Annotated in this window: 18 protein-coding genes, 1 tRNA gene and 1 pseudogene; 15 read left to right on the forward strand and 5 right to left on the reverse strand. The window is 68.6% G+C overall.

Annotated features, from left to right (window positions below):
- Positions 1–73 precede the first annotated feature (73 nt).
- The 7 genes and pseudogenes from ACTHL4_RS00755 to ACTHL4_RS00785 all read left to right on the forward strand — a co-directional run.
- Complete coding sequence (locus tag ACTHL4_RS00755; RefSeq protein ID WP_440280817.1) at positions 74–1,036, forward strand: threonine ammonia-lyase; 963 nt, start codon at positions 74–76, stop codon at positions 1,034–1,036.
- 149 nt (positions 1,037–1,185) lie between these two features.
- A complete protein-coding gene (gene eno, locus ACTHL4_RS00760; RefSeq protein ID WP_440280818.1) occupies positions 1,186–2,466 on the forward strand; it encodes a phosphopyruvate hydratase in 1,281 nt (426 codons plus the stop codon).
- A 211-nt stretch (positions 2,467–2,677) separates the two neighbouring features.
- Positions 2,678–3,028, forward strand: coding sequence for a septum formation initiator family protein (locus ACTHL4_RS00765; protein WP_440280819.1), 351 nt, complete (start codon positions 2,678–2,680; stop codon positions 3,026–3,028).
- Positions 3,018–3,551: a DUF501 domain-containing protein gene (locus tag ACTHL4_RS00770; protein WP_440280820.1), complete on the forward strand. Its 534-nt coding sequence runs from the start codon at positions 3,018–3,020 to the stop codon at positions 3,549–3,551. The genes ACTHL4_RS00765 and ACTHL4_RS00770 overlap by 11 nt, the downstream gene beginning before the upstream one ends.
- Positions 3,548–4,483, forward strand: coding sequence for a Ppx/GppA phosphatase family protein (locus tag ACTHL4_RS00775; protein WP_440280821.1), 936 nt, complete (start codon positions 3,548–3,550; stop codon positions 4,481–4,483). The genes ACTHL4_RS00770 and ACTHL4_RS00775 overlap by 4 nt, the downstream gene beginning before the upstream one ends.
- A gap of 119 nt (positions 4,484–4,602) precedes the next feature.
- A complete protein-coding gene (locus tag ACTHL4_RS00780; RefSeq protein ID WP_440280822.1) occupies positions 4,603–5,376 on the forward strand; it encodes a DsbA family oxidoreductase in 774 nt (257 codons plus the stop codon).
- A gap of 44 nt (positions 5,377–5,420) precedes the next feature.
- A pseudogene (locus ACTHL4_RS00785) lies at positions 5,421–5,642 on the forward strand (WhiB family transcriptional regulator); the annotation flags it as partial.
- 28 nt (positions 5,643–5,670) lie between these two features.
- Here the strand turns inward: ACTHL4_RS00785 and ACTHL4_RS00790 are convergent.
- Positions 5,671–6,369 (reverse strand): helix-turn-helix transcriptional regulator, encoded by a 699-nt coding sequence (locus ACTHL4_RS00790; protein ID WP_440280823.1) that lies wholly within the window; start codon positions 6,367–6,369, stop codon positions 5,671–5,673.
- A gap of 142 nt (positions 6,370–6,511) precedes the next feature.
- Between ACTHL4_RS00790 and ACTHL4_RS00795 the strand changes: the two genes are divergently transcribed.
- Positions 6,512–6,588: transfer RNA gene (locus tag ACTHL4_RS00795), tRNA-Leu, on the forward strand.
- 94 nt (positions 6,589–6,682) lie between these two features.
- Here the strand turns inward: ACTHL4_RS00795 and ACTHL4_RS00800 are convergent.
- From ACTHL4_RS00800 to uxaC, 4 genes are all read right to left on the reverse strand, one after another.
- On the reverse strand, positions 6,683–7,771 hold the full coding sequence (locus ACTHL4_RS00800; RefSeq protein ID WP_440280824.1) for a ScyD/ScyE family protein: 1,089 nt from the start codon (positions 7,769–7,771) through the stop codon (positions 6,683–6,685).
- Between the two features lie 215 nt (positions 7,772–7,986).
- On the reverse strand, positions 7,987–9,522 hold the full coding sequence (locus ACTHL4_RS00805; RefSeq protein ID WP_440280825.1) for a UxaA family hydrolase: 1,536 nt from the start codon (positions 9,520–9,522) through the stop codon (positions 7,987–7,989).
- Positions 9,519–10,745, reverse strand: a complete 1,227-nt coding sequence (gene manD / locus ACTHL4_RS00810) for a D-mannonate dehydratase ManD (protein WP_440280826.1) — start codon at positions 10,743–10,745, stop codon at positions 9,519–9,521. Before manD ends, ACTHL4_RS00805 begins: the two co-directional genes overlap by 4 nt.
- A gap of 27 nt (positions 10,746–10,772) precedes the next feature.
- Positions 10,773–12,236 (reverse strand): glucuronate isomerase, encoded by a 1,464-nt coding sequence (gene uxaC, locus ACTHL4_RS00815; protein WP_440280827.1) that lies wholly within the window; start codon positions 12,234–12,236, stop codon positions 10,773–10,775.
- A 224-nt stretch (positions 12,237–12,460) separates the two neighbouring features.
- Between uxaC and ACTHL4_RS00820 the strand changes: the two genes are divergently transcribed.
- The 7 genes from ACTHL4_RS00820 to ACTHL4_RS00850 all read left to right on the forward strand — a co-directional run bounded on the left by ACTHL4_RS00820 (position 12,461) and on the right by ACTHL4_RS00850 (position 20,116).
- On the forward strand, positions 12,461–13,459 hold the full coding sequence (locus ACTHL4_RS00820; RefSeq protein WP_440280828.1) for a LacI family DNA-binding transcriptional regulator: 999 nt from the start codon (positions 12,461–12,463) through the stop codon (positions 13,457–13,459).
- A gap of 202 nt (positions 13,460–13,661) precedes the next feature.
- Positions 13,662–14,738 (forward strand): extracellular solute-binding protein, encoded by a 1,077-nt coding sequence (locus ACTHL4_RS00825; RefSeq protein WP_440280829.1) that lies wholly within the window; start codon positions 13,662–13,664, stop codon positions 14,736–14,738.
- Positions 14,735–15,877: an ABC transporter ATP-binding protein gene (locus ACTHL4_RS00830; RefSeq protein WP_440280830.1), complete on the forward strand. Its 1,143-nt coding sequence runs from the start codon at positions 14,735–14,737 to the stop codon at positions 15,875–15,877. Before ACTHL4_RS00825 ends, ACTHL4_RS00830 begins: the two co-directional genes overlap by 4 nt.
- Entirely contained in the window at positions 15,874–16,806 is a 933-nt protein-coding gene (locus ACTHL4_RS00835) for an ABC transporter permease (RefSeq protein ID WP_440280831.1), read from the forward strand. Before ACTHL4_RS00830 ends, ACTHL4_RS00835 begins: the two co-directional genes overlap by 4 nt.
- The gene (locus ACTHL4_RS00840; RefSeq protein WP_440280832.1) at positions 16,806–17,675 is read left to right on the forward strand and encodes an ABC transporter permease; all 870 of its coding nucleotides are present in this window, start codon (positions 16,806–16,808) and stop codon (positions 17,673–17,675) included. The genes ACTHL4_RS00835 and ACTHL4_RS00840 overlap by 1 nt, the downstream gene beginning before the upstream one ends.
- Positions 17,676–17,679: 4 nt before the next feature.
- On the forward strand, positions 17,680–19,059 hold the full coding sequence (locus ACTHL4_RS00845) for a mannitol dehydrogenase family protein (protein ID WP_440280833.1): 1,380 nt from the start codon (positions 17,680–17,682) through the stop codon (positions 19,057–19,059).
- Positions 19,060–19,207: 148 nt separating this feature from the next.
- Positions 19,208–20,116: a Bax inhibitor-1/YccA family membrane protein gene (locus ACTHL4_RS00850; protein ID WP_440280834.1), complete on the forward strand. Its 909-nt coding sequence runs from the start codon at positions 19,208–19,210 to the stop codon at positions 20,114–20,116.
- Positions 20,117–20,144 lie beyond the last annotated feature (28 nt).

The raw sequence follows: 20,144 nt of genomic DNA on the forward strand, positions 1-20,144 counted from the left end.
TCGATGTTGTCGTTCTCATTCCGAGAAAACATCTATTGGACCGATGGGACGCGGACCGCTCACACTGATCGGCATGAGCGCACTGACCTTCGCCGGAGTCCTGCACGCAGCCGACGCGATCGCGGCCGAGCTGCCGCCGACGCCGTCCTGGACCTACCCAGCGCTCAATGAGGCAGTCGGTGCGGAGGTCGTCGTCAAGCACGAGAACGTCCAGCCGACAGGCGCTTTCAAGGTACGAGGTGGGGTGTCCCTCGCCGCGGACCTGACCGAGGACGAGCGTCGCGCCGGCCTGATCAGCGCGTCGACCGGCAACCACGCGCAGAGCCTGGCGTATGCCGGCCGGCTCGCCAAGGCACCCACCATCGTGGTGATGCCGGTGACGGCGCCTGAGGAGAAAGCGCACGCGACACAGCTGCTCGGCGCGGAGGTCATCCGGTACGGGGCGACGATGGGCGAGTCGTGCGACCACGCAGTGCAGCTCGCGACCGAGCGGGGCATGCGATTCGTCAGTCCGGGCGACGACCCGGCCATCGTGCACGGGCACGCCACGATCTATCTGGAGCTGCTGCGCCGGCACCCCGACCTGGAGGCCGTCTACGTGCCGGTCGGCAGCGGTTCCGGCGCGGCCGGCGCGTGCGTGGTCCGCGACCAGCTGGCCCCCGGCTGCCGGATCATCGGCGTGCAGAGCGCGGCCGCGCCCGCGGCATACAACTCCTGGCGCAGTGGCCGCGTGGAGCAGGCCGAGTGCGGCACCCGTTTCAGCGGCGTGGCGACCTCCCGCGGCTCGCAGCTGCCGCTGTCGGTGATGCACGGGAGGCTCGACGACTTCCTGCTGGTGGACGACGCGCAGATCATGGCGGCGATGCGGTTGTTCAGCACCGCCGCGCACACGCTGGCCGAGGGCGCCGGCGCCGCGGCACTCGCCGGCCTGCTGCAGCACACCGACCGCCCGCAGCGCTGCGCCGTCGTATGCACCGGCGGCAACGCGGACGCGACCGAGATCGCCGACATCGGCGCGGTCGCGGCCGTCGCCTGAACCTGCGATCGTCCGGCCGTCGGGACGGTTGGCCCGGTGTGAGCGGGTCCTCCCGGATCCGGCCGTCTTCGGCGATAGTCTGGGCGCAGAAAGCGACGCGGGCATCGTGCCTGCCGGACTCACCGACGATGCGCCAGGAGACTCACCAAGTGGCCACGATTGACGCCCTGCTCGCCCGCGAGATCCTCGACTCCCGAGGCAACCCGACCGTCGAGGTCGAGGTCGCCCTCGACGACGGCACGGTCGGCCGGGCCGCGGTCCCCTCCGGTGCCAGCACCGGCCAGTTCGAGGCCGTCGAGCGGCGGGACGGCGACAAGAAGCGCTACCTGGGCAAGGGCGTGCAGGACGCCGTCGACGCCGTCGCCGAGGAGATCGCCCCGCATGTGCTCGGGTATGACGCCAGCGAGCAGCGGTTGGTCGACCAGGAGATGATCGGCATCGACGGCACCGACAACACGGGCCGTATCGGGGCCAACGCGATCCTCGGGGTCAGCCTCGCGGTGGCGCAGGCCGCCGCGGAGTCCGCGGACCTGCCGTTGTTCCGCTACGTCGGCGGACCCAACGCCCACCTGCTGCCGGTGCCGATGATGAACATCCTCAACGGTGGCGCGCACGCCGACTCCAACGTCGACATCCAGGAGTTCATGATCGCGCCGATCGGCGCCGGCTCGTTCCGGGAGGCGCTGCGCTGGGGCGCCGAGGTCTACCACTCCCTCAAGGGCGTGCTCAAGGAGCGTGGGCTGTCCACCGGACTGGGCGACGAGGGCGGCTTCGCGCCCGACCTGGAGTCCAACCGGGCCGCACTCGACCTGATCCTCGACGCGATCAAGGCTGCCGGTTACACCCCCGGCAAGGACATCGCGCTCGCGCTCGACGTGGCCGCCAGCGAGTTCTTCGCCGACGGCAGCTACACCTTCGAGGGCGCCCGGAAGTCCGCCGCCGAGATGACCGCCTACTACGCAGAGCTGGTCGCGTCCTACCCGCTGGTCTCGATCGAGGACCCGCTGCACGAGGAGGACTGGGAGGGTTGGAAGACCCTCACCGACGAGCTGGGTGAGAAGGTGCAGATCGTCGGCGACGACCTGTTCGTGACCAACCCGACGCGGCTGGCTCGGGGCATCCAGTCCGGCACGGCCAACGCGCTGCTGGTCAAGGTCAACCAGATCGGCACGCTCACCGAGACCCTCGACGCCGTGTCGCTCGCCCAGAGCAACGGTTTCCGGTGCATGATGAGCCACCGCTCCGGTGAGACCGAGGACACCACGATCGCCGACCTCGCGGTCGCCACCAACTGCGGTCAGATCAAAACCGGTGCACCGGCTCGCTCCGACCGCGTCGCCAAGTACAACCAGCTGCTGCGCATCGAGGAGGAGCTGGACGACGCGGCGGTCTACGCAGGTGCCGGGGCGTTCCCACGCTTCACGGCCTGAGCCGATCGCCCGCCCCGACGACACGCACGCAACGAAAGGCCGACTTGTGACACGCGATTCGCGCAAGGCCGCAACCGGACGGTCCCGCGCGACATCACGCCCCTCGGCGCCGTCGGCCGGTCGGCGTCGGTCGAGCGCGGCGCGCACCACGACCGTGCGCACCGCGTCGGCGGCCGGCCGCGCCGTGCGGGCACCGCGGTCACCGCGGTCCATGCGCCGCCTGGCGGTGCTCGGTGCGCTGATCGTCTTCCTCGCGGTGGTCATCGCGCCCACGGTGCGCTCCTACATCTCCGAGCGGCAGCACGTGTCGCGGCTGCAGGCGCAGGTGGCCGCCCAGCAAGCGAATGTCGCCTCACTGCAGGAGACCAAGCGCAAGTGGAGCGACCCCGACTACGTCGCGGCGCAGGCGGGTCAGCGGCTCGGTTTCGCCAAACCGGGCAAGACGTTGACGGTCTATGTCACCGACCAGAAGTCCCAGCAGGCCGCCGCGAAGCAGGCTGAGGCGCGGCAGACCTGGTACGGCACGCTGTGGAAGTCCGTCGTGGCCTCCGGTGAGCACTGATCCGGTGACCGAGGAGACGTTTCCGCCGGTCGACCCGGCGGACCTGGACGTCGTCGAGCAACAGCTCGGCAGACTGCCGCGCGGCGTCGTCGCGATCGCGGCACGGTGCCCGTGCGGCTGCCCCGCCGTGGTGCGCACGCTGCCCCGGCTGCCGGACGGCACACCGTTCCCGACGAGCTTCTACGCGACCTGCCCGCGCCTCACCGCGGCGATCGGCACACTGGAGTCGCAGGGGATGATGCGCGAGATGACCGACCGCCTCGCCACCGACCCGCAGCTCGCGGCCGCCTACCGCGGCGCACACGAGGACTACCTGCGCCGCCGCGCGGAGCTCGGTGAGGTGCCCGAGATCGACGGCATCTCCGCCGGCGGTATGCCGGAGCGGGTGAAGTGTCTGCACGTGCTGGTCGCGCACGCCATGGCCGTCGGTCCCGGGGTCAATCCGCTGGGCGACGAAGCCCTGGCAGCACTGCCGGCCTGGTGGGAGGGCGGTTGCTGCGACGCCGCCCCCGAACGCTCGTGACACGCGTCGCCGCGGTCGACTGCGGCACCAACTCCATCCGGCTGCTCATCGCCGACACCGATGGGACCGCGTTGACCGACGTGGTCCGCACCATGGAGATCGTGCGCCTCGGGCAAGGTGTCGACGTCACCGGGCGCATTGCACCCGAGGCGATGGAGCGCACGCTGCACGTGGCGACCCGGTATGCCGCCGCGTGCACGGAGGCGAGCGTGCACCGAGTGCGGTTCGTGGCGACGTCGGCCTCCCGGGACGCGGTCAACGCCGCCGATTTCACTCGCGGGATCGCTTCTGCCTTCAACGGTTTCGGCATCGAGCCCGAGGTCATCACCGGTGACGACGAAGCACGGCTGAGTTTCCGAGGCGCGACGAGTGTTGCGGACGCGTCAGCGCCCGCGCCATACCTCGTGGTGGACCTGGGCGGAGGCTCGACGGAGTTCGTGCTCGGCAGCCGCGACGTCGAGGCCGCACGCTCGACCAACATCGGCTGCGTACGGTTCACCGAACGCCACCTGCACAGCGACCCACCGACGGACGCGGAGATCGATGCGGCGCTGACCGACATCCATGCGGCGATCGACGAGGCCGCGGCGGTCGTGCCGCTGGAGCGGACCGGCACCCTGATCGGACTGGCCGGTTCGGTCACCACGATCACTGCGCACGCGCTCGGCCTCACGACCTACGACGCCGACCGCATCCACGGCGCCCGTCTGCCGGTCGCCCTGGTCGAGGCGTCCTGCGATGCGCTGATCCACGCCACCCGCGAGCAGCGCGCGGCGCTGGGCTACATGCATCCGGGCCGGATCGACGTCATCGGCTCCGGGGCATTGATCTGGCGCACCATCGTCCGCCGCGTGGCGGACGTCGCCGGCATCGACACGGTGCTCGCCAGCGAGCACGACATCCTCGACGGGATAGCGCTCAGCCTCGCCTGAGCGGCTCCGTCCACGTGATCCTCTGCGCAGGTCTTCCCGCGGCTAATAAAAACTAATACACTCGTTAAAAAGGAAGTGGCGCACTGCGCCGTGCCACGCCGGTGGATCGGAGGACTGTCGTGAACCTGGTCGTCTACGCCGACTTCACGGAGCCGGAGTGCTACCTGGCCGGCCGCCGCGTCGATGCGTTGACGCACTCGCAACCACCAGCGCCCGCCGAGTCCGCCGAGCCCGTCCTGGTGGACTGGCGGGCCGTCGAGTGCGATCCGCACCGGCCGGTCATGGGTGACCCCGGCGCCCGACGGGCGGACGAGCTGCGATCCAGGTTCGACTCGCTGGCGCCACTGCTGCTGCCCGGTGAGCAGTTGCCCTGGCGATTGCCGCCGGTGGTTCCCAAGACCCAGGCGGCGGTGTCGGCCTACGCGGAGGCGCACGGCACCGCAGTGGCGGACGAGGTGCGACGCCTGCTCTTCGACCTCTATTGGCGCGAAGGTGCGGACATCGGGAGCCCGACGGTGTTACGCACTCCGCTCGCCGGGCCGATGCTGCGGTCCGGAGCGGCCGCCGACCCGCTGCTGCAGTTCGGCTACGCCGTGGGGCCGCATCGCGATCCGATCACGTCGGGTGCGTACCGCCGGATCCGGGACTGGCGCGCGCAGTGGCAGGAACTCGGTGCACCGGAACTGCCTGTGCTGCTGGTCGACGACGCGACGCTGACCGGCCTCGATGCGGTATGCCGGCTGGGCAAGGAGATTGTTCGGCTCGACGCCGACGTCGAGCCGGTGCTGAGCGATGCCCGGCGTTACCCCCCGTTGGACGGCGCTCCGGCGTTGTCGTGGGTGTCCCAGATCGGCGGCGACTGGCTGCACCTTTATCGCGACGGAGCCGGGTGACAGCCCGTGCCGACACACGTGCACCGAGGCTGAGGAGAGAAGGTATGGCGGACGACTGGCGAGAGCACGCCGCCTGCCGAGGTGAAAACCCGGAGCTCTTCTTCCCGGTCGGCACCAGCGGCCCCGCGTTGCGGGAGATCGAGCAGGCCAAGGAGATCTGCCGCCGCTGCCCCGTGGCCGCGCAGTGCCTGGCGGCCGCGCTGGCCACCGGCGAGGACGCCGGCATCTGGGGCGGGCTGACCGCGGACGAGCGGCGAGTGTTGAGGCACGCCCGGGATGACGGTGCAGTGCAGATCACCGGTCGTCGGGCAGGCGATCCGTTAGCCGAGTCACGCACAGGTCGGGTTCGACGAACGCGTCCAGTGCAGCCGCCTCGACAGGAGCGTTCAGCTCGGACAGCACGCCGCGCATAAGACCCAGGTGCACGGCGCAGGCCACCTCGGGATGCTCTTCGGCCACCTCGCGAAACGGACAGTGGTGCAACAGAATCCGCTGTTCGCCCCCGGCCGTCGTTGCCTCCGGTGCGAAACCGACGTCATCGAGGAGCTGGGTGAGCTGTCGTATGGCGGACGCGGTGTCGACCTGCCGGAACGGAGCGGGGCGATCGGTGAGGAACCGTCCCCACGCGGACCCGGCAGCTTGCGCCGCCGTGCTGGCCTGCGGCGTCCGGGTCGCCAGATAGCTGGTGAGAATCTCGGCGAGCAGCCGGTAACTGCGACGTCCCCCACGGGGGCTCTCCGCGCTGGCACGGTAGAGGGTGCGCGGCCGGCCGGGAGCATCGCGTTGTTCCGTCTCGCGCGCCGCCAGTCCTTGCCGGACCAGACCGTCGAGGTGGAAGCGCGCCGTGTTCGGGTGCAGTCCGACCTGCTGTGCGACCTCGGTCACCGACGTGGCCGCGGCGCGCCCCTGCAACGCCGACAGCACCTGAGCGCGGCTTTCCCCGAGCACCGGACCCGCGTGCGGGTCCGCGCGACGGAGTTCACGGCGGTCCACGTAACGATGATCGCACAGTTACCTGAACGGCATTTGTATTTACGATTTAACGTCAAAGAAACGGTCGGTCGGCGATCGTCGTTCACCGCGCGGGCCGGACCGACGCGTGGCCGCACCGACCTCCACGCGTAGCCTGACTCTCGCCCTCGTAGCCCAATTGGCAGAGGCGGGCGACTTAAAATCGCTGGAGTGCGGGTTCGAGTCCCGTCGGGGGCACCACGACGGATCCGGCACAGCTGGGTGGCTGCATCCGGGACGAAAGGTAGGCCGGCGGGCGGAGTCCAGGGAATCGGCCGCCCACCGACCTACCCGCTCAGTGGACGTGGTGTCGAGCGTGGATCCTGCCGTTCGCGATCTCCACGATGCTGCCGGGAGTGGACTGATCCATCCCCATCGTGCCGGCATACACCGTGCCGTTCGCTGCGGTCTCGACCGAGACGACGCCGGGCAGATTCACCAAGGTCGACACTCCGTGCCGGTTCACGACGGAGATCTTGCCGCCGAAGAGTTCGGCGACGTAGATGTCGCCGTGCTTGCCGATCGCCAGGTTGGTCGCCCCTGCGAAGCCGGTCGCGATCCTGGTGACCGAGTGGGTGCTGGGGTTGACCTTCCACAGCGAACCGCGCGCACCCAGCTCCGGTCCTTCCGGGCCGCCGGGCAGGGTGGTGACGTAGATGGTGCCGCCCGGACCGACCTCGACATCGGTCGGCACGGGCTCGAAGTCGTAGGTCACGCCGACCATGCACGACGGCATACCCATCGCATCGGCCGCCTCCTGGGTGACGGTCGCGGGCTGCGCCGGGAATGTCGCCACGGTGCTGATCGCGCCGTTGTCGCTCACCGAGAGCAGGTCGTTGGCACCGGCGTCGGCGACCAGCCAGCCGTTCCGGTAGCTGGCGACCGAGTAGGCGTGGGAGTCCAGTATGCCGCTGTAGCGCGGACCGACGACGTCGATCACGCACGGATCGGTGCTGCGCGGGCCGTACTCGGTCGCGCCGTCCGGGTTGTGGGCGGCCTCGTATGCCGTGGTGTCGGCGTAGACGGTCTGGCCGCCGGGCCGGCGGACGTGCAGCCCCGATGCGGTGTTCTCGAACGTCTCCTCCTGGGTGACCGTGGAGGTGTAGGCCAGCCAGTGGCCGCGGGTCGCGACCCCGGCCGCGCCGGGGACGTCGCCGACGACCGGCGTGACGGAGCCGTTCCGTTGCAGCTGCCCGACGTAGCCGGGCCCACCGTCGGCGATCAGGACCCGCCGGCCGTCGACCTCCAGGTTGAACGGTGCGCCCACCGAGGTCGACAGGGTCCTCGGCGGCGACGGTTTCGGGTGCGCCGAGGCGATGCCCGGCGTGGCGACCGTGAGGCCGGCTGCCGCGCAGCCGACGACGATCGAGCGCAGATGACGCATGGATCCTCCGATCCGACCTGCTGACGTGGCAGGCCGCTCCGCTCCCTCGGGTGGTTGCCCTGGATCGCGCCCGTCGGAGATCTTCCGGATCCCGGGGTGGGAATCCTGTCGGCCATTGTGCGGAAGCCACGTGGCCGGAGCCGACTAATTGCACCTCGTCGTGACCGGCGGAGATTCGGCGCGGAACCAGCACATTCGTGGTGCACCGATGCGCGTCAGGTCACCGCGCCGAGCTGCCAGGGGACGAATTCCTCCTGGCCGAGGTCGAGCTCCTCACTGACCGTCCGGCGACCGGACGCCACGTCGATGATCTGACGGAAGATCGTGTCGCCCACGTCGGCGAGCGTCTGGGTGCCGTCGACGATCGTGCCGCAATTGATGTCGATGTCCTCCGGCATCCGCTCGTAGAGTTCGGTGCTGGTCGCGAGCTTGATGCTGGGGACCGGTTTGCAGCCGAAGACCGAGCCGCGGCCGGTCGTGAAGCACACCACCGTGGCGCCGCCGGCAACGATGCCGGTGACCGAGACCGGGTCGTAGCCGGGCGTGTCCATGAACACCAGACCGGGCCCGTGCGGCGCCTCGGCATACTCCAGGACGTCGGTGAGTTCGGCGTGACCGCTCTTGGCGACCGCGCCGAGAGACTTCTCCAGGATGGTGGTCAGCCCGCCCGCCTTGTTGCCCGGCGACGGGTTGTTGTCCATACTGCCTCCGCCCGCAGCGGTGTATGCGCGCCACCAGTCGAGCCGGGCGAGCAGCTTGCGACCGACCGCCTCCGAGACCGCACGACGGGTCAGCAGGCCCTCCGCGCCGTGCACCTCGGGTGTCTCCGCCAGGATCGACGTCCCGCCGTACGACACCAGCCGGTCGGAGGCGACGCCGAGCGCGGGATTCGCGGTGATGCCCGAATAGCCGTCGGAACCGCCGCAGTTCAGACCGAGCACGAGTTCGGAGACATCGCAGGGTGTGCGGCGCAGCGCATTGATCGGTTCGAGCATGTCGGTGATCGCATCCACGCCGGCCCGCACGGTGCGGCGGATGCCTCCTTCGTCCTGGATGACCAGTTGCCGGATCACAGTGGATGCGGGGATGTTCGCCGATTCCACGATGCTCGCCGATTGCAGCATCTCGCAGCCCAGGCCGACCACCAGCAACCCGGCGATGTTGGGGTGTGCGGCATACCCGCGCAGGGTGCGCACCAGGATGCGGGCGCCCTCGCTGTCGCTGACCAGCCCGCAGCCACTGCGATGGGTGAGCGCCACGACGCCGTCCACGTCGGGATACGCATCGAGCACCGGCCCGCGGAACTGGTCGGCGATCATCCGTGCCGTGCTGGCCGAGCAGTTCACCGAGGTCAGCACACCGATGTAGTTGCGGGTGCCCACCCGGCCATCGGCGCGGCGGTAGCCCTGGAAGGTCGGCCGTGGCCCGGGCGGCAGCGGCGGCACGTGCCGATCAGTGCCGAACTCGTGCGGTTCGTCGGCCTCGGTGATCGAGAGGTTGTGGACGTGGACGTGGTCGCCGGGGGAGATCGCGGTCGACGCCCGGCCGATCGTCGCACCGTACTTGCGGACCGGGTCGCCGGCCGCGCGCGCAGTGATCGCGAGCTTGTGCCCCGGGGGGACGGTGGAGCGGACGAGCACAGTGTGCCCGCCGGCGACCACTTCCTCGCCCGCCGACAACGTGCGGGTCGCCAGCGCGACGTCGTCGCCGGCGGCAAGCACCAGCAGTCCGGCCATCGGATCCTCCGTCACCAGTCGTGCACCGTGCCGTCGGCTCGCCGATTGACCGGCAGGTAGGCCGGTTCGTAGTCGAAGGACGCCGCTGCCTGGTCGTCGTACTCGACACCCAGTCCCGGTGCTTCGCCCGGATCGAGCAGGCCGTCGCGAAAGGTGTAGCTCGTGCGGAAGACCCGCAGCGTGTCCTGCGAGTGCTTCATGTACTCCTGGATGCCGAAGTTGTGCAATGCGACGCCGAGATGCAAATGGGCGGCCTGCCCCACCGGGGAGATGTCGGTGGGGCCGTGGAAACCGGACCGGATGCCATAGATCGCCGCGAAGTCCATCAGCTTCTTCAGCGCGGTGATGCCTCCGGTGTGCGTGACCGCGGATCGCACGTAGTCGATGAGCTGCTCGGTGATCAGCGTCTGGTAGTCGAAGACGGAGTTGAAGACCTCGCCGATGGCCAGCGGAGTGGTGGTCTGGGACCGCACCCGCCGCAGCACCTCCTGGTTCTCGCCCGGTGTGCAGTCCTCCAGCCAGAACAGGTCGTAGGGTTCCAGGCTCTTGCCCAGGATCGCCCCCTCGTTCGGCGACATCCGGTGGTGCCCGTCGTGCAGCAGCGGCAGTTCGGGGCCGAACTCGCTGCGCACCGCTTCGAAGACCGTCGGCACGTGACGCAGGTAGGCGCGGGTGTCCCACGACTCCTCCGCCGGCAGCGGCTGCCGCTTGGCGGGTTCGTAGTCATAGCGCTGGCCAGGCTTCTGGTCCGACGCGACGCCGTAGACCTGGCCGAGCCCCGGCACGCCGGTCTGCACCCGGATCGCGCGGTAGCCCTGCTCCAGGTGGTTGCGGATGGAGGTGAACAGCGCGTCCGTGGTGCTGCCGGAGGCATGTCCGTAGGCCAGGCAGCCGAGCCGCGAGCGTCCGCCGAGCAGTTGGTACAGCGGCATACCGGCGGTCTTGGCCTTGATGTCCCACAGCGCCATGTCGACGGCGGCGACGGCCGCCATCGTCACCGGACCGCGTCGCCAGTAGGCGCCGCGGTAGAGGTACTGCCAGATGTCCTCGATCTGCGCTTCGTCGCGACCGATGAGCAACGGGACGACATGCTCGCGCAGGTATGCCGCGGCCGCGAGCTCGCGGCCGTTGAGCGTGGCGTCGCCGAGCCCGGTGACGCCGTCACCGGTGGTGATGCGCAGGGTGACGAAATTGCGGCCGGGGCTGGTCACCAGCACCTCTGCTGACGCGATTGCCATGATTCTCCTTCCTGCCCGCTGCGCGGATCAGTCGAGGCGGCGGGCGTATGCCGCCAGCGCGAGTCGGTGAGCCAGATCGATCATCGTGTCCAGGGCTTCGTCCATCGCGAGCCGGCCTTCGGCGACCAGCTTGGCGAGGTAGCCAGCGTCGATGCGCCGGGCGAGGTCGTGACGTGCCGGGATCGATGCGAAAGCCCTTGTGTCATCGACGAACCCGCTGGTGTTGTAGAAGCCGGCGGTCTCCACGGCCGACTCCCGGAAACGGCGCATCTGCTCGGGGCTGTCCAGGAACCACCAGGGCGCTCCGAGCCGGATGGAGGGGTAGGCACCGGCCAGCGGTGCCAGCTCGCGGGAGTAGACGGTCTCGTCGGTGGTGAACAGGATGCACCGGAAGTCGCGGCTCAGGCCGAACCGCTCCAGCAGCGGCTGCAGGCTGCGGGTGAACTCCACCCGGACGGGCACGTCGAAACCCTGATCGGGGCCGTGGAGCCGGTAGATCTCACTGTTGTGGTTGCGCAGCACGCCCGGGTGCAGCTGCATCACCAGGCCGTCCTCGGCGGACATCTGCGCCATCTGGAAGAGCATGTGGGCCGCGAACGCGTCGGCATCCGCCGGACGGACGTCGCCGCGCAGCGCCGCGCGATAGATCCGCTCGGCCTCGGCGGCCGGGAGTGGCGTCGTGTCGGCGGTGAGATGACCGTGGTCGGTGGCGCGGGCGCCGGCTGCGATGAAGGCGCGGCGCCGTTCGCGCAGCGCAGCGAGGAAGCCGCGGTAGTCGCCGGTGTCGATGTCCGAGACGTCGGCGAGCCGGGCGATCTCGGCGGGCCAGGCCCGGTGGCCCACGTGCACCAGTGAATCGGGGCGGAACGTCGGAACGATCCGGTCGGGCCCCAGCCGGTGGGCGAGCGCGGCATGTGCCGACAGATCGGACAGCGCCGAGTCCGTGGTGGCGAGGATCTGGACGTTCATCCGGTCCAGCAGAGCCAGCGGCCGGAAATCGTCGCGCTGCAGCGTCGCGATGAGGTGGTCGTAGAGATCGTCTGCGTCGGCAGCCGAGGGCGGTGCGGGCAGCTCGAAGATCTCGACCAGTTCGTGTTCGAGCCAGTAGCGCGTCGGCGTCCCGCGGAAGAGGTGCCAGTTCTCGCAGAAGCGGCGCCAGATGGCGCGTGGGTCACGCTCGACGTCTACGGCGCCTGCCTCGGCCCCGGTGGCGCCCTGCGGATGCGCGGTGCCGCGATAGTCGACGCCGAGTTCGGTGTGCCGGTAGCCCTGCGACACCAGCATGCGCACGAGGTAGTGATCCGGGGTGATGAGCAGTTCGGCCGGGTCGCCGAACGGTGTGTCGTCGGCGAACAGCTCGACGTCGACGTGCCCGTGCATCGACACCAGGGGGCATGCCGCGGCGTGCCGGTAGATCGTGCGGGCCAGCCCGCGAGTGGTCGGGTCGGCGGGGAGGGCCCGGTCCGGATCAAGCTGCCAGCGCTCAGTCATTGCACTCTCTCGATGAAATGGTCTGCAACCGATTGCAGAGATCACTATGCACGCGGGCCGTGAATTGATCAAGAGTTATTTGCAGTGTCTTCAACAAAATCCGTATCCGGCACGCGACTTGCAGGAGGCGCAGAACTCGGAAGGTAACGGTTTGATAACGGACATTGACGTGGTCGTGGGCACGATTGCAGTCTGTGCTGCACCGCACATCAAGGAGGTGGCCGGTGGCGACATCCATCACCGTTCACGACGTGGCCAAAGCCGCCGGCGTGTCCGCGTCGACGGTGTCCCGGGCGCTGTCCGGCAACACCGCCGTAGCGGCCGACACCCGCGATCGCGTGGTCGAGGCCGCCCGTCAGCTGGGCTACCGGCCTAACCTCGCCGCACGAGGACTGATCACCGGAACGACCCACAACATCGGGCTGGTGGTCCCCGACCTGGAGAACCCCTACTTCGCCTCGATCACCAAGAGCGTGCAGAGTCGCGCGCTCGCGGCCGGATACTCGGTGTTCATCGCCGACTCCGACGAGGACACGAGGACCGAGCTGGAGTTGGTGCATCAGCTGTCCAAGCAGGTGGACGGTCTCATCCTGTGTTCGCCGCGTATGTCGGCCTCCGACATCGCGGCCGTCGCCGGCCAGACGATGATGGTCCTGATCAACCGTGAGTGGGAAGGACTGACCTCCGTCATCGTCGACGACGAGGAGATCATCCGCCTGGCGCTGGAGCATCTGCACGCGCTCGGCCACCGCAAGGTGGCCTACGTCGGAGGTCCGGAGAAGTCCTGGTCCAACCAGAAACGCTGGGCGGCCATCGAGCGGATCGCGCCGGCCTTCGACGATCTCGAGGTCGACAAGGTCGGCTCCTATGCGCCGAACTTCGACGGTGGCCAGTCGGCCGCCGATGTGGTGTTGGCCTCGGGCGCCACCGCGGCGCTGGCATACAACGACCTGGTGGGGCTCGGCATACTCGCGCGGCTGAGCACCAGGGGTGTGCGGGTGCCCGAGGAACTCTCGGTCATGGGCATCGACGACGTCAACGTCGCGACCCTGGTCTCGCCCGGCCTGACGACCGTGCGCTCTCCGTTGAAGCGGGTCGGTCGGGCCGCGGTCAACAACCTGGTCGATCTGATCAACCCCACGGATCGGCCCACTTCGGTGGAAGACCTGCCGGTCCAGCTGGTGGTTCGGCAGTCCACCTCGGTGCCCCCGCACCACCGCTGAACTCTTTCTCGTTCAGGGCGTGAGCCACACGCTCGCACACATCAAGGAGCGAAACCCTATGCGTTTCACCACAGTTGGAGCAGTCGCCGCATTCGCGGCGGCAGGGCTCGTCATGACCGCGTGCGGAACGCCGGGAGGCGGCGGCTCCGATCCGTCGAAGGCGCTCCAGGCCTCGGCGGTGCCGACCACACCATCGAAGCCCGTGACCCTCAACATCCTCGACGTCGCCGGCAACAAGCAGCTGACCGGCGACATCTTCTCGTCCTTCGCCCACGAGCACCCCGACGTCATCTCGAAGGTCACCTGGCAGACCGCGGGAGCGCCGGACATGGCCGGCAAGGTGAAGGCGCAGCAGGACGCGGGAAACCTGCACATCGACCTGGTGCTCACCGGCACCGACGGGCTGTCCGCCGGCATCGAGCAGGGCCTGTTCGTCAACATGAAGAAGTTCTCCGACCGGCTGTCCAACATGGCCGACTACCAGGCACCCGCGGCGAACATGCAGAAGCTCGCCCAGGACCAGGCCGTCGAGCTGGTCTACTACCCGTCCGGTCCGCTGCTGGAGTACAACCCGGACAAGGTGAAGAACCCGCCGAAGACGGCGGACGAACTGCTGGCGTGGGCCAAGGCGCACCCGGGCAAGTTCGGCTACGCCCAACCGGCGAACTCCGGCCCCGGCCGCACCTGGCTGATGGGGCTGCCCTACATCCTGGGCGACAACGACCCCAAGGACCCGGTCAACGGCTGGACCAAGACCTGGGACTACCTGCAGAAGCTCGGCAAGTACGTCAAGACCTACCCGACCGGCGCCAGCGTCACGATGAACAACCTGAAGACCGGTGCCTGGGACATGGCCCTGACCACCACCGGCTGGGACATCAATCCGCGGGCGCTCAACCAGGTGCCGAAGAACTTCAAGGTCACCTCGCTCGACGGGTTCAAGTGGGTGTCGGACGCGCAGTATGCCGCGGTGCCGAAGGGCGTCTCGGCGGACAAGATGTCGGCGATCCTGCAGGTGCTCAACTACGCGCTCACCCAGAAGCAGCAGGCGAAGACGTTCGACGACGGCTACTTCTACCCGGGGCCGGCGGTCAAGGGCGTGACGATCGACATGGCGCCGCCCAAGAGCCAGCAGGTGATCAAGGAATACGGCCGGCCCGAGTACGCCGACCTCATCGCGTCCCACCCGGTGGTCACGCCGATCGACGCGCAGAAGCTGGTGAAGGCCTTCAGCATGTGGGACAAGAAGGTCGGCGGCGGGAAGGCGGGGAGTCAGTGACCGGCCGACACGAGGACTTCAACACCCTGCGGCTGGACGGGCTGACCCGCAGCTTCGGCGGTCACACGGCACTGCACGGTCTCGACCTGCAGATCCAGCGTGGCGAGTTCATCGCGCTGCTCGGCCCCTCCGGCTGCGGCAAGTCGACGGCGTTGAACTGCATCGCCGGTCTGTTGCCGCTGACCGCCGGCCGCATCATGCTCGACGATCACCCAGTGGACCAGTTGCCGCCCGAGAAGCGGGGATTCGGCATGGTGTTCCAGAATTACGCCCTGTTTCCGCACCTGTCGGTGCGCAAGAACATCGCCTTCGGTCTGCAGATGCGCAAGGTGCCGCGCGCCGAGATCAAGCGTCGTGTGGCGGAAGCCATCGAGCTGGTGCAGCTCGGGCCGCACGCCACGAAGCTGCCCGGCCAGATGTCCGGCGGCCAGCAGCAGCGCGTCGCGATCGCGCGCGCGGTCGTGCTGCGTCCGCCGCTGGTGCTGATGGACGAGCCGCTGTCGAACCTCGACGCGAAGCTGCGCCTGGAGATGCGCACCGAGATCCGGCGCCTGCACCAGTCTCTCGGGCTGACGACGATCTACGTCACCCACGACCAGGAGGAGGCGTTGTCGCTCGCCGATCGGCTCGTCGTGCTGCGACACGGCGAGGTGCAGCAGGTCGGCACCCCGCAGGAACTGCACGAGAGACCGAGCAACGCACATGTCGCCGATTTCATGGGTTACCGCAACCTGTTCGACGGCGTGGTGGAGCGGGTCGAGGGCGGCGAGGTGAGCGTCTCGGTCCTGGGCACGACGGCGCGCGGTGTCGCCGCCGGCCCGCTCGGCCCAGGCGATCGGGTGCAGGTCGGCATCCGACCCGAGGACCTGACGATCGGGGACCCGGGCGCGGTGGCCGCGCTCACCGTGGACGCCACCGTCGACGTGGTCGAATACCAGGGCAGGGAGTTCGCCGTGGAGGCGCACCTGCGCTCGGGTGAGGCCGTTCATGTGCGGACCGGCGCACGACCGGCCACCGGTGAGGTGGTGCGACTGACCGCGGAAGCGCGTCGCGTGCTGGTGTTCCCGCCAGCTGCTGACACCTCTGAACCGCCCGACCGCTCAGCAGAAACCCTTGCAGCAGCTGGTGTTTCGACATGAGCGCACCGGTGATCGACAAGCGGCGGCAGACGCCGGGGACCGGTCCGTCGCACAAGCCGTCACTGGTGCACCGGCTCGCCGAACACGGCATTGATCGCACACTGCTCCTGCTGGTGCCCGGGTTGCTGTTCGTCATCGTGCTGTTCGTCTATCCGTTCCTCTACGGACTCAACCTGTCGCTGCACCCCAACAAGGGCGGCATGTTCGGCGCATACAAGGCGTTCTTCACCGATCCCGAGATGCGCGGCTGGGACTCGCTGTGGATCACCTTGAAGCTCTCCTTACCAGCGGCTCTGATCAACGTCGTCGCGTCGATCCCGCTGGCCTACATGATGCGCGGCAACTTCCGCGGCAAGCGGTTGCTGACGACCATCCTGGTCGTGCCCATCACGCTGGGCACCGTGCTGACGGCCGAGGGCCTGCTCAACTTCTTCGGTCCGCGCGGCTGGTTCAACCGCTTCCTCGGCCTCTTCGACCTCGGCCCGGTGCAACTGGTGCAGAACTACTGGGGCGTGCTGTGGTCGCTGATCATCTCCGGCTTCCCCTTCGCGTTCCTGCTGATCCTGTCCTACATGTCCGGGATCGACCCGTCGCTGGAGGCGGCGGCCAAGACTCTCGGTGCCGACTGGAAACAACGGTTCCGCCGGATCATCATGCCGCTGCTGGCACCCGGCCTGGCCACCACCTTCTGCCTGACCTTCGTGCTGGCGTTCAGTGTGTTTCCCTCGGCGATCCTCGTCGGCGACCCGTCCGGCTCGACCCGGGTCGTGGCATACGTCGCCTACAACGCATGGGGCCAGATGTTCAACTACCCGCTGGCGTCCGCGTCCGCGATCGTGATGGGAGTGGTCGAGATGATCGTGATCGGCATCGTCCTGATGCTGCGATCGACCATGTACAAGGGTTCGACGGCAGGAGGTAAGGGCTGATGAGCGCTCTCGCCGAGCGTCCGGTGGCCCCCGGACGCCGCCGCCGGATCGTCGCGTCACCCGGGAAGTTCCTGACCTGGGGCGGTATGGCGATCTTCCTGATCCTGCTGTTCGGGGTCATCGCATCCGTCGTGGTCAATTCCTTCGCCGGCAAGTGGTTCGACAGTTGGCTGCCGACCAGCTACAGCGGGCAGTGGTACGGAACCGCCTGGTCGCAGTACGACCTGACACAGGTGGTGCTGACGACGCTGATCGTCGCCATCGTTGTGGTGGCGCTCTCGGTGCTCATCGGCGTGCCGGCGTCATACGTCCTGGCCCGCAAGAAGTTCCCGGGATCGAAGCTGGTGATGCTGCTCTTCCTGCTGCCGATCATGATGCCGCCGATCACCTACGGCATCCCGCTCGCGACGCTGCTGAACTACTACCACCTGGCTCCCGGGCTGACCGGGGTCATCCTCGCCAATCTCGTGCCGTCCGTGCCGTTCGTCGTGTTGACGATGACGCCGTTCATCGAGCAGATCAACCCCTCGATCGAGTCCGCGGCCCGCATGTGCGGCGCCTCGACGTCGAAGTTGTTCGTGCGCATCCTGGCACCGTTGCTGATCCCGGGAATGCTCGCATCGGCGGTGCTGGTGCTGGTGCGCACTGTCGGCATGTTCGAGCTGACATTCCTCACCTCCGACTCCAGCTCCAACACCCTGGTCGTGGCTCTCTTCACCGCCATGACGGGCGCCGGCATCCGCGCGCAGCAGTCCGTGGACGCGATGGCCGTGATCTACATGCTGTCGATGCTGGTGCTGCTCGTGGTCGCGTTGCGCTTCGTCAACCCGACCCAGCTGGTCGCCCGCGTCGAGGATTCGAAGGACTGACGCAGTGGATCGGCTCTCCCTCGCGACGTTGCCGGGTGCTCGCGTCGGCGCAGTCACCCTGCCGGAGGTTGACCCTCGCAGCCTCTCGATCGGTGTGGTGCACCTCGGGATCGGTGCCTTCCACCGAGCGCATCAGGCGGTCTACACCGAGCGAGCGTGCGCGGCGACGGGAGATGACCGGTGGGGTGAGTTGGCGGTGACCGGGCGGTCAGCGACGGTCGTGCAGCAGTTGCAACCGCAGGATGGTCTGTATGGCGTGCTGACCAAGTCGTCCGACCGCTCGTCCCTCCATGTCGTCGGGTGTGTTCGACGGGTTGCCAATGGAGGCGGCGATCCGAGCGACGTGCTCGCCGCGATAGCAGACCCCGCGGTGCGCGTGGTGACCCTCACCATCACGGAGAAGGGTTACACCCGCACCGGATCATCGCTGGGCATGCTGGCCGCGGGCCTGGCCGCCCGCTTCCGGGCAGGCGCCGAGCCGGTCAGCGTGCTCAGTTGCGACAACCTGCCCGGCAACGGGTCACAGCTGCGCCGACTCGTGACCGAGTTGGTGACGGCGTCCGGACCCGACGACGTCACAGCATGGCTCGAGCAGGCGGTGACCTTCCCGTCGACGATGGTGGACCGCATCGTGCCCGCGACCACCGACCAGGACCGTGCCGAGGCGGCGCAGCTCTCGGGCCTGCGGGACGAGGCCGTCGTCGTCGCCGAACCGTTCGGGCAGTGGGTGATCGAAGATCGTTTCGCCGCCGAGCGTCCGGCATGGGAACAGGCCGGTGCGACCCTCGCCGCGGATGTGGCGCCCTACGAGCAGGCCAAGCTGCGCATGCTGAACGGCACCCACTCCCTGCTGGCGTATCTGGGTGCGTTGAGTGGGCACCGCACGATCGCCGACGCGGTGGCCGACGAGTCGCTGCTCGAGGCGGCGCGCGGACTGCAGCGCGAGGACGCGCTCCCGACCTTGCAGACGCCACCCGGCGTGGACCTGGTGGCCTACGGCGATCAGATCCTGCAGCGCTTCGCCAACCCGCACCTGCGACACACCACCGTCCAGGTCGCGATGGACGGCTCGCAGAAGCTGCCGATCCGGGTGCTGGACACCGCGCGTGATCGGCTCCGCGCCGGCGCCGTCCCGCACCACTGCGCGCTCGCGGTCGCCGCGTGGATGGTGTATGTGCGCCGCGGCCGCGACGTCGCCGGTCAGGAGCTGCCGTTGCGCGATCCGCTCGCCGACGTGCTGCGCGAGCGGGCCGCCGGACCGGCCGCTGGACTGGTCGACCGGATGCTCGGCATCGGACAGGTCTTCGACGCCGAGATCGCCGGCTCCGACGTCTTCCGCGCCGCGGTCCGAGAGGCTGCGCACTCGGTGCTGGCGCAGTTCTGACGACCGGCGGCGGGGCCGAACCACCGGCACCCGGGCGGAACACCGACGGTGTGCCGCAACGTTGACCAGGATGTACGTGTGGTTCCGGTCGCCTAGACTGCGACCAGGCATCAACCGTCACAGTGATCGATCAACGTTAGGGACTGCCATGGCATCAAATCCGGTGTTCAACCGGTTCAACGAGGACCTGTCCAAGGGGCGGTTGACCGGATCGCAGCCGCAGTACGGCCAGTTCAGCACTCCTGAACAGCAGCAGGCCTCGCGCTACGGCTACCCGCAACAGCCGGGTTACCCGCAGCAGGGCTACCCGCAACAGGGCTACCCGCAGGGACCCGACCTGGAGAAGATGTACGACGCGCCGTCGGCGACTGCGCTGCAGTCCGGCCGGATGACCCTGGACGACGTCGTCACCAAGACACTCGGCCTCTTCGGGGTGCTGCTGGTCTTCGCGGCCGTCGGCTGGTTCGTCGGCAAGGAGAACCAAGGCGCCGGCATGGCCCTGTGGCTGGGCGGCATGTTCGTCGGCCTGGCCATCGGCTTCGTGATCTCGTTCAAGCGGAAGATCTCGGTCCTGCTGATCCTGGCGTATGCCGTCTGCGAAGGACTGTTCGTCGGCGCCGCCAGCGGTTTCTTCAACCGCGTCTACCCCGGTGTCGTCGCCGAGGCGGTGCTCGCGACGCTGTGCGTCTTCGCCGGCATGTTCGCCGGTTGGAAGTCCGGGCTCATCCGGGTGACCGAACGCTCGCGCAAGATCTTCGGCCTGATGGCGGTCGGCTACCTGCTCTTCGCCCTGGTCAACGTCGCCCTGGTCTGGACCGGCGCGATCAGCAACCCGTTCGGCGTCGGCGGCACCGGCCCGCTCGGCATCATCATCAGTGTGATCGCCGTCGGTCTCGCGTCATACTCGCTGGCGGTCGACTTCGACTCGATCCAGCGCGGCGTCGCCGCGCAGCTTCCGCAGAAGTACTCGTGGTTGATGGCGCACGGCCTGCTGGTCTCGGTCGTCTGGCTCTACATCGAGTTGCTGCGGTTGTTCGCCCGGATCCAGAGCCGGTAGTCCTGGCCGCCCACAGCAGTACGCAGGT

Origin of the sequence: Flexivirga sp., from assembly GCF_051955415.1 — a bacterium.
In the GTDB taxonomy this organism is placed as follows: domain Bacteria; phylum Actinomycetota; class Actinomycetes; order Actinomycetales; family Dermatophilaceae; genus Flexivirga.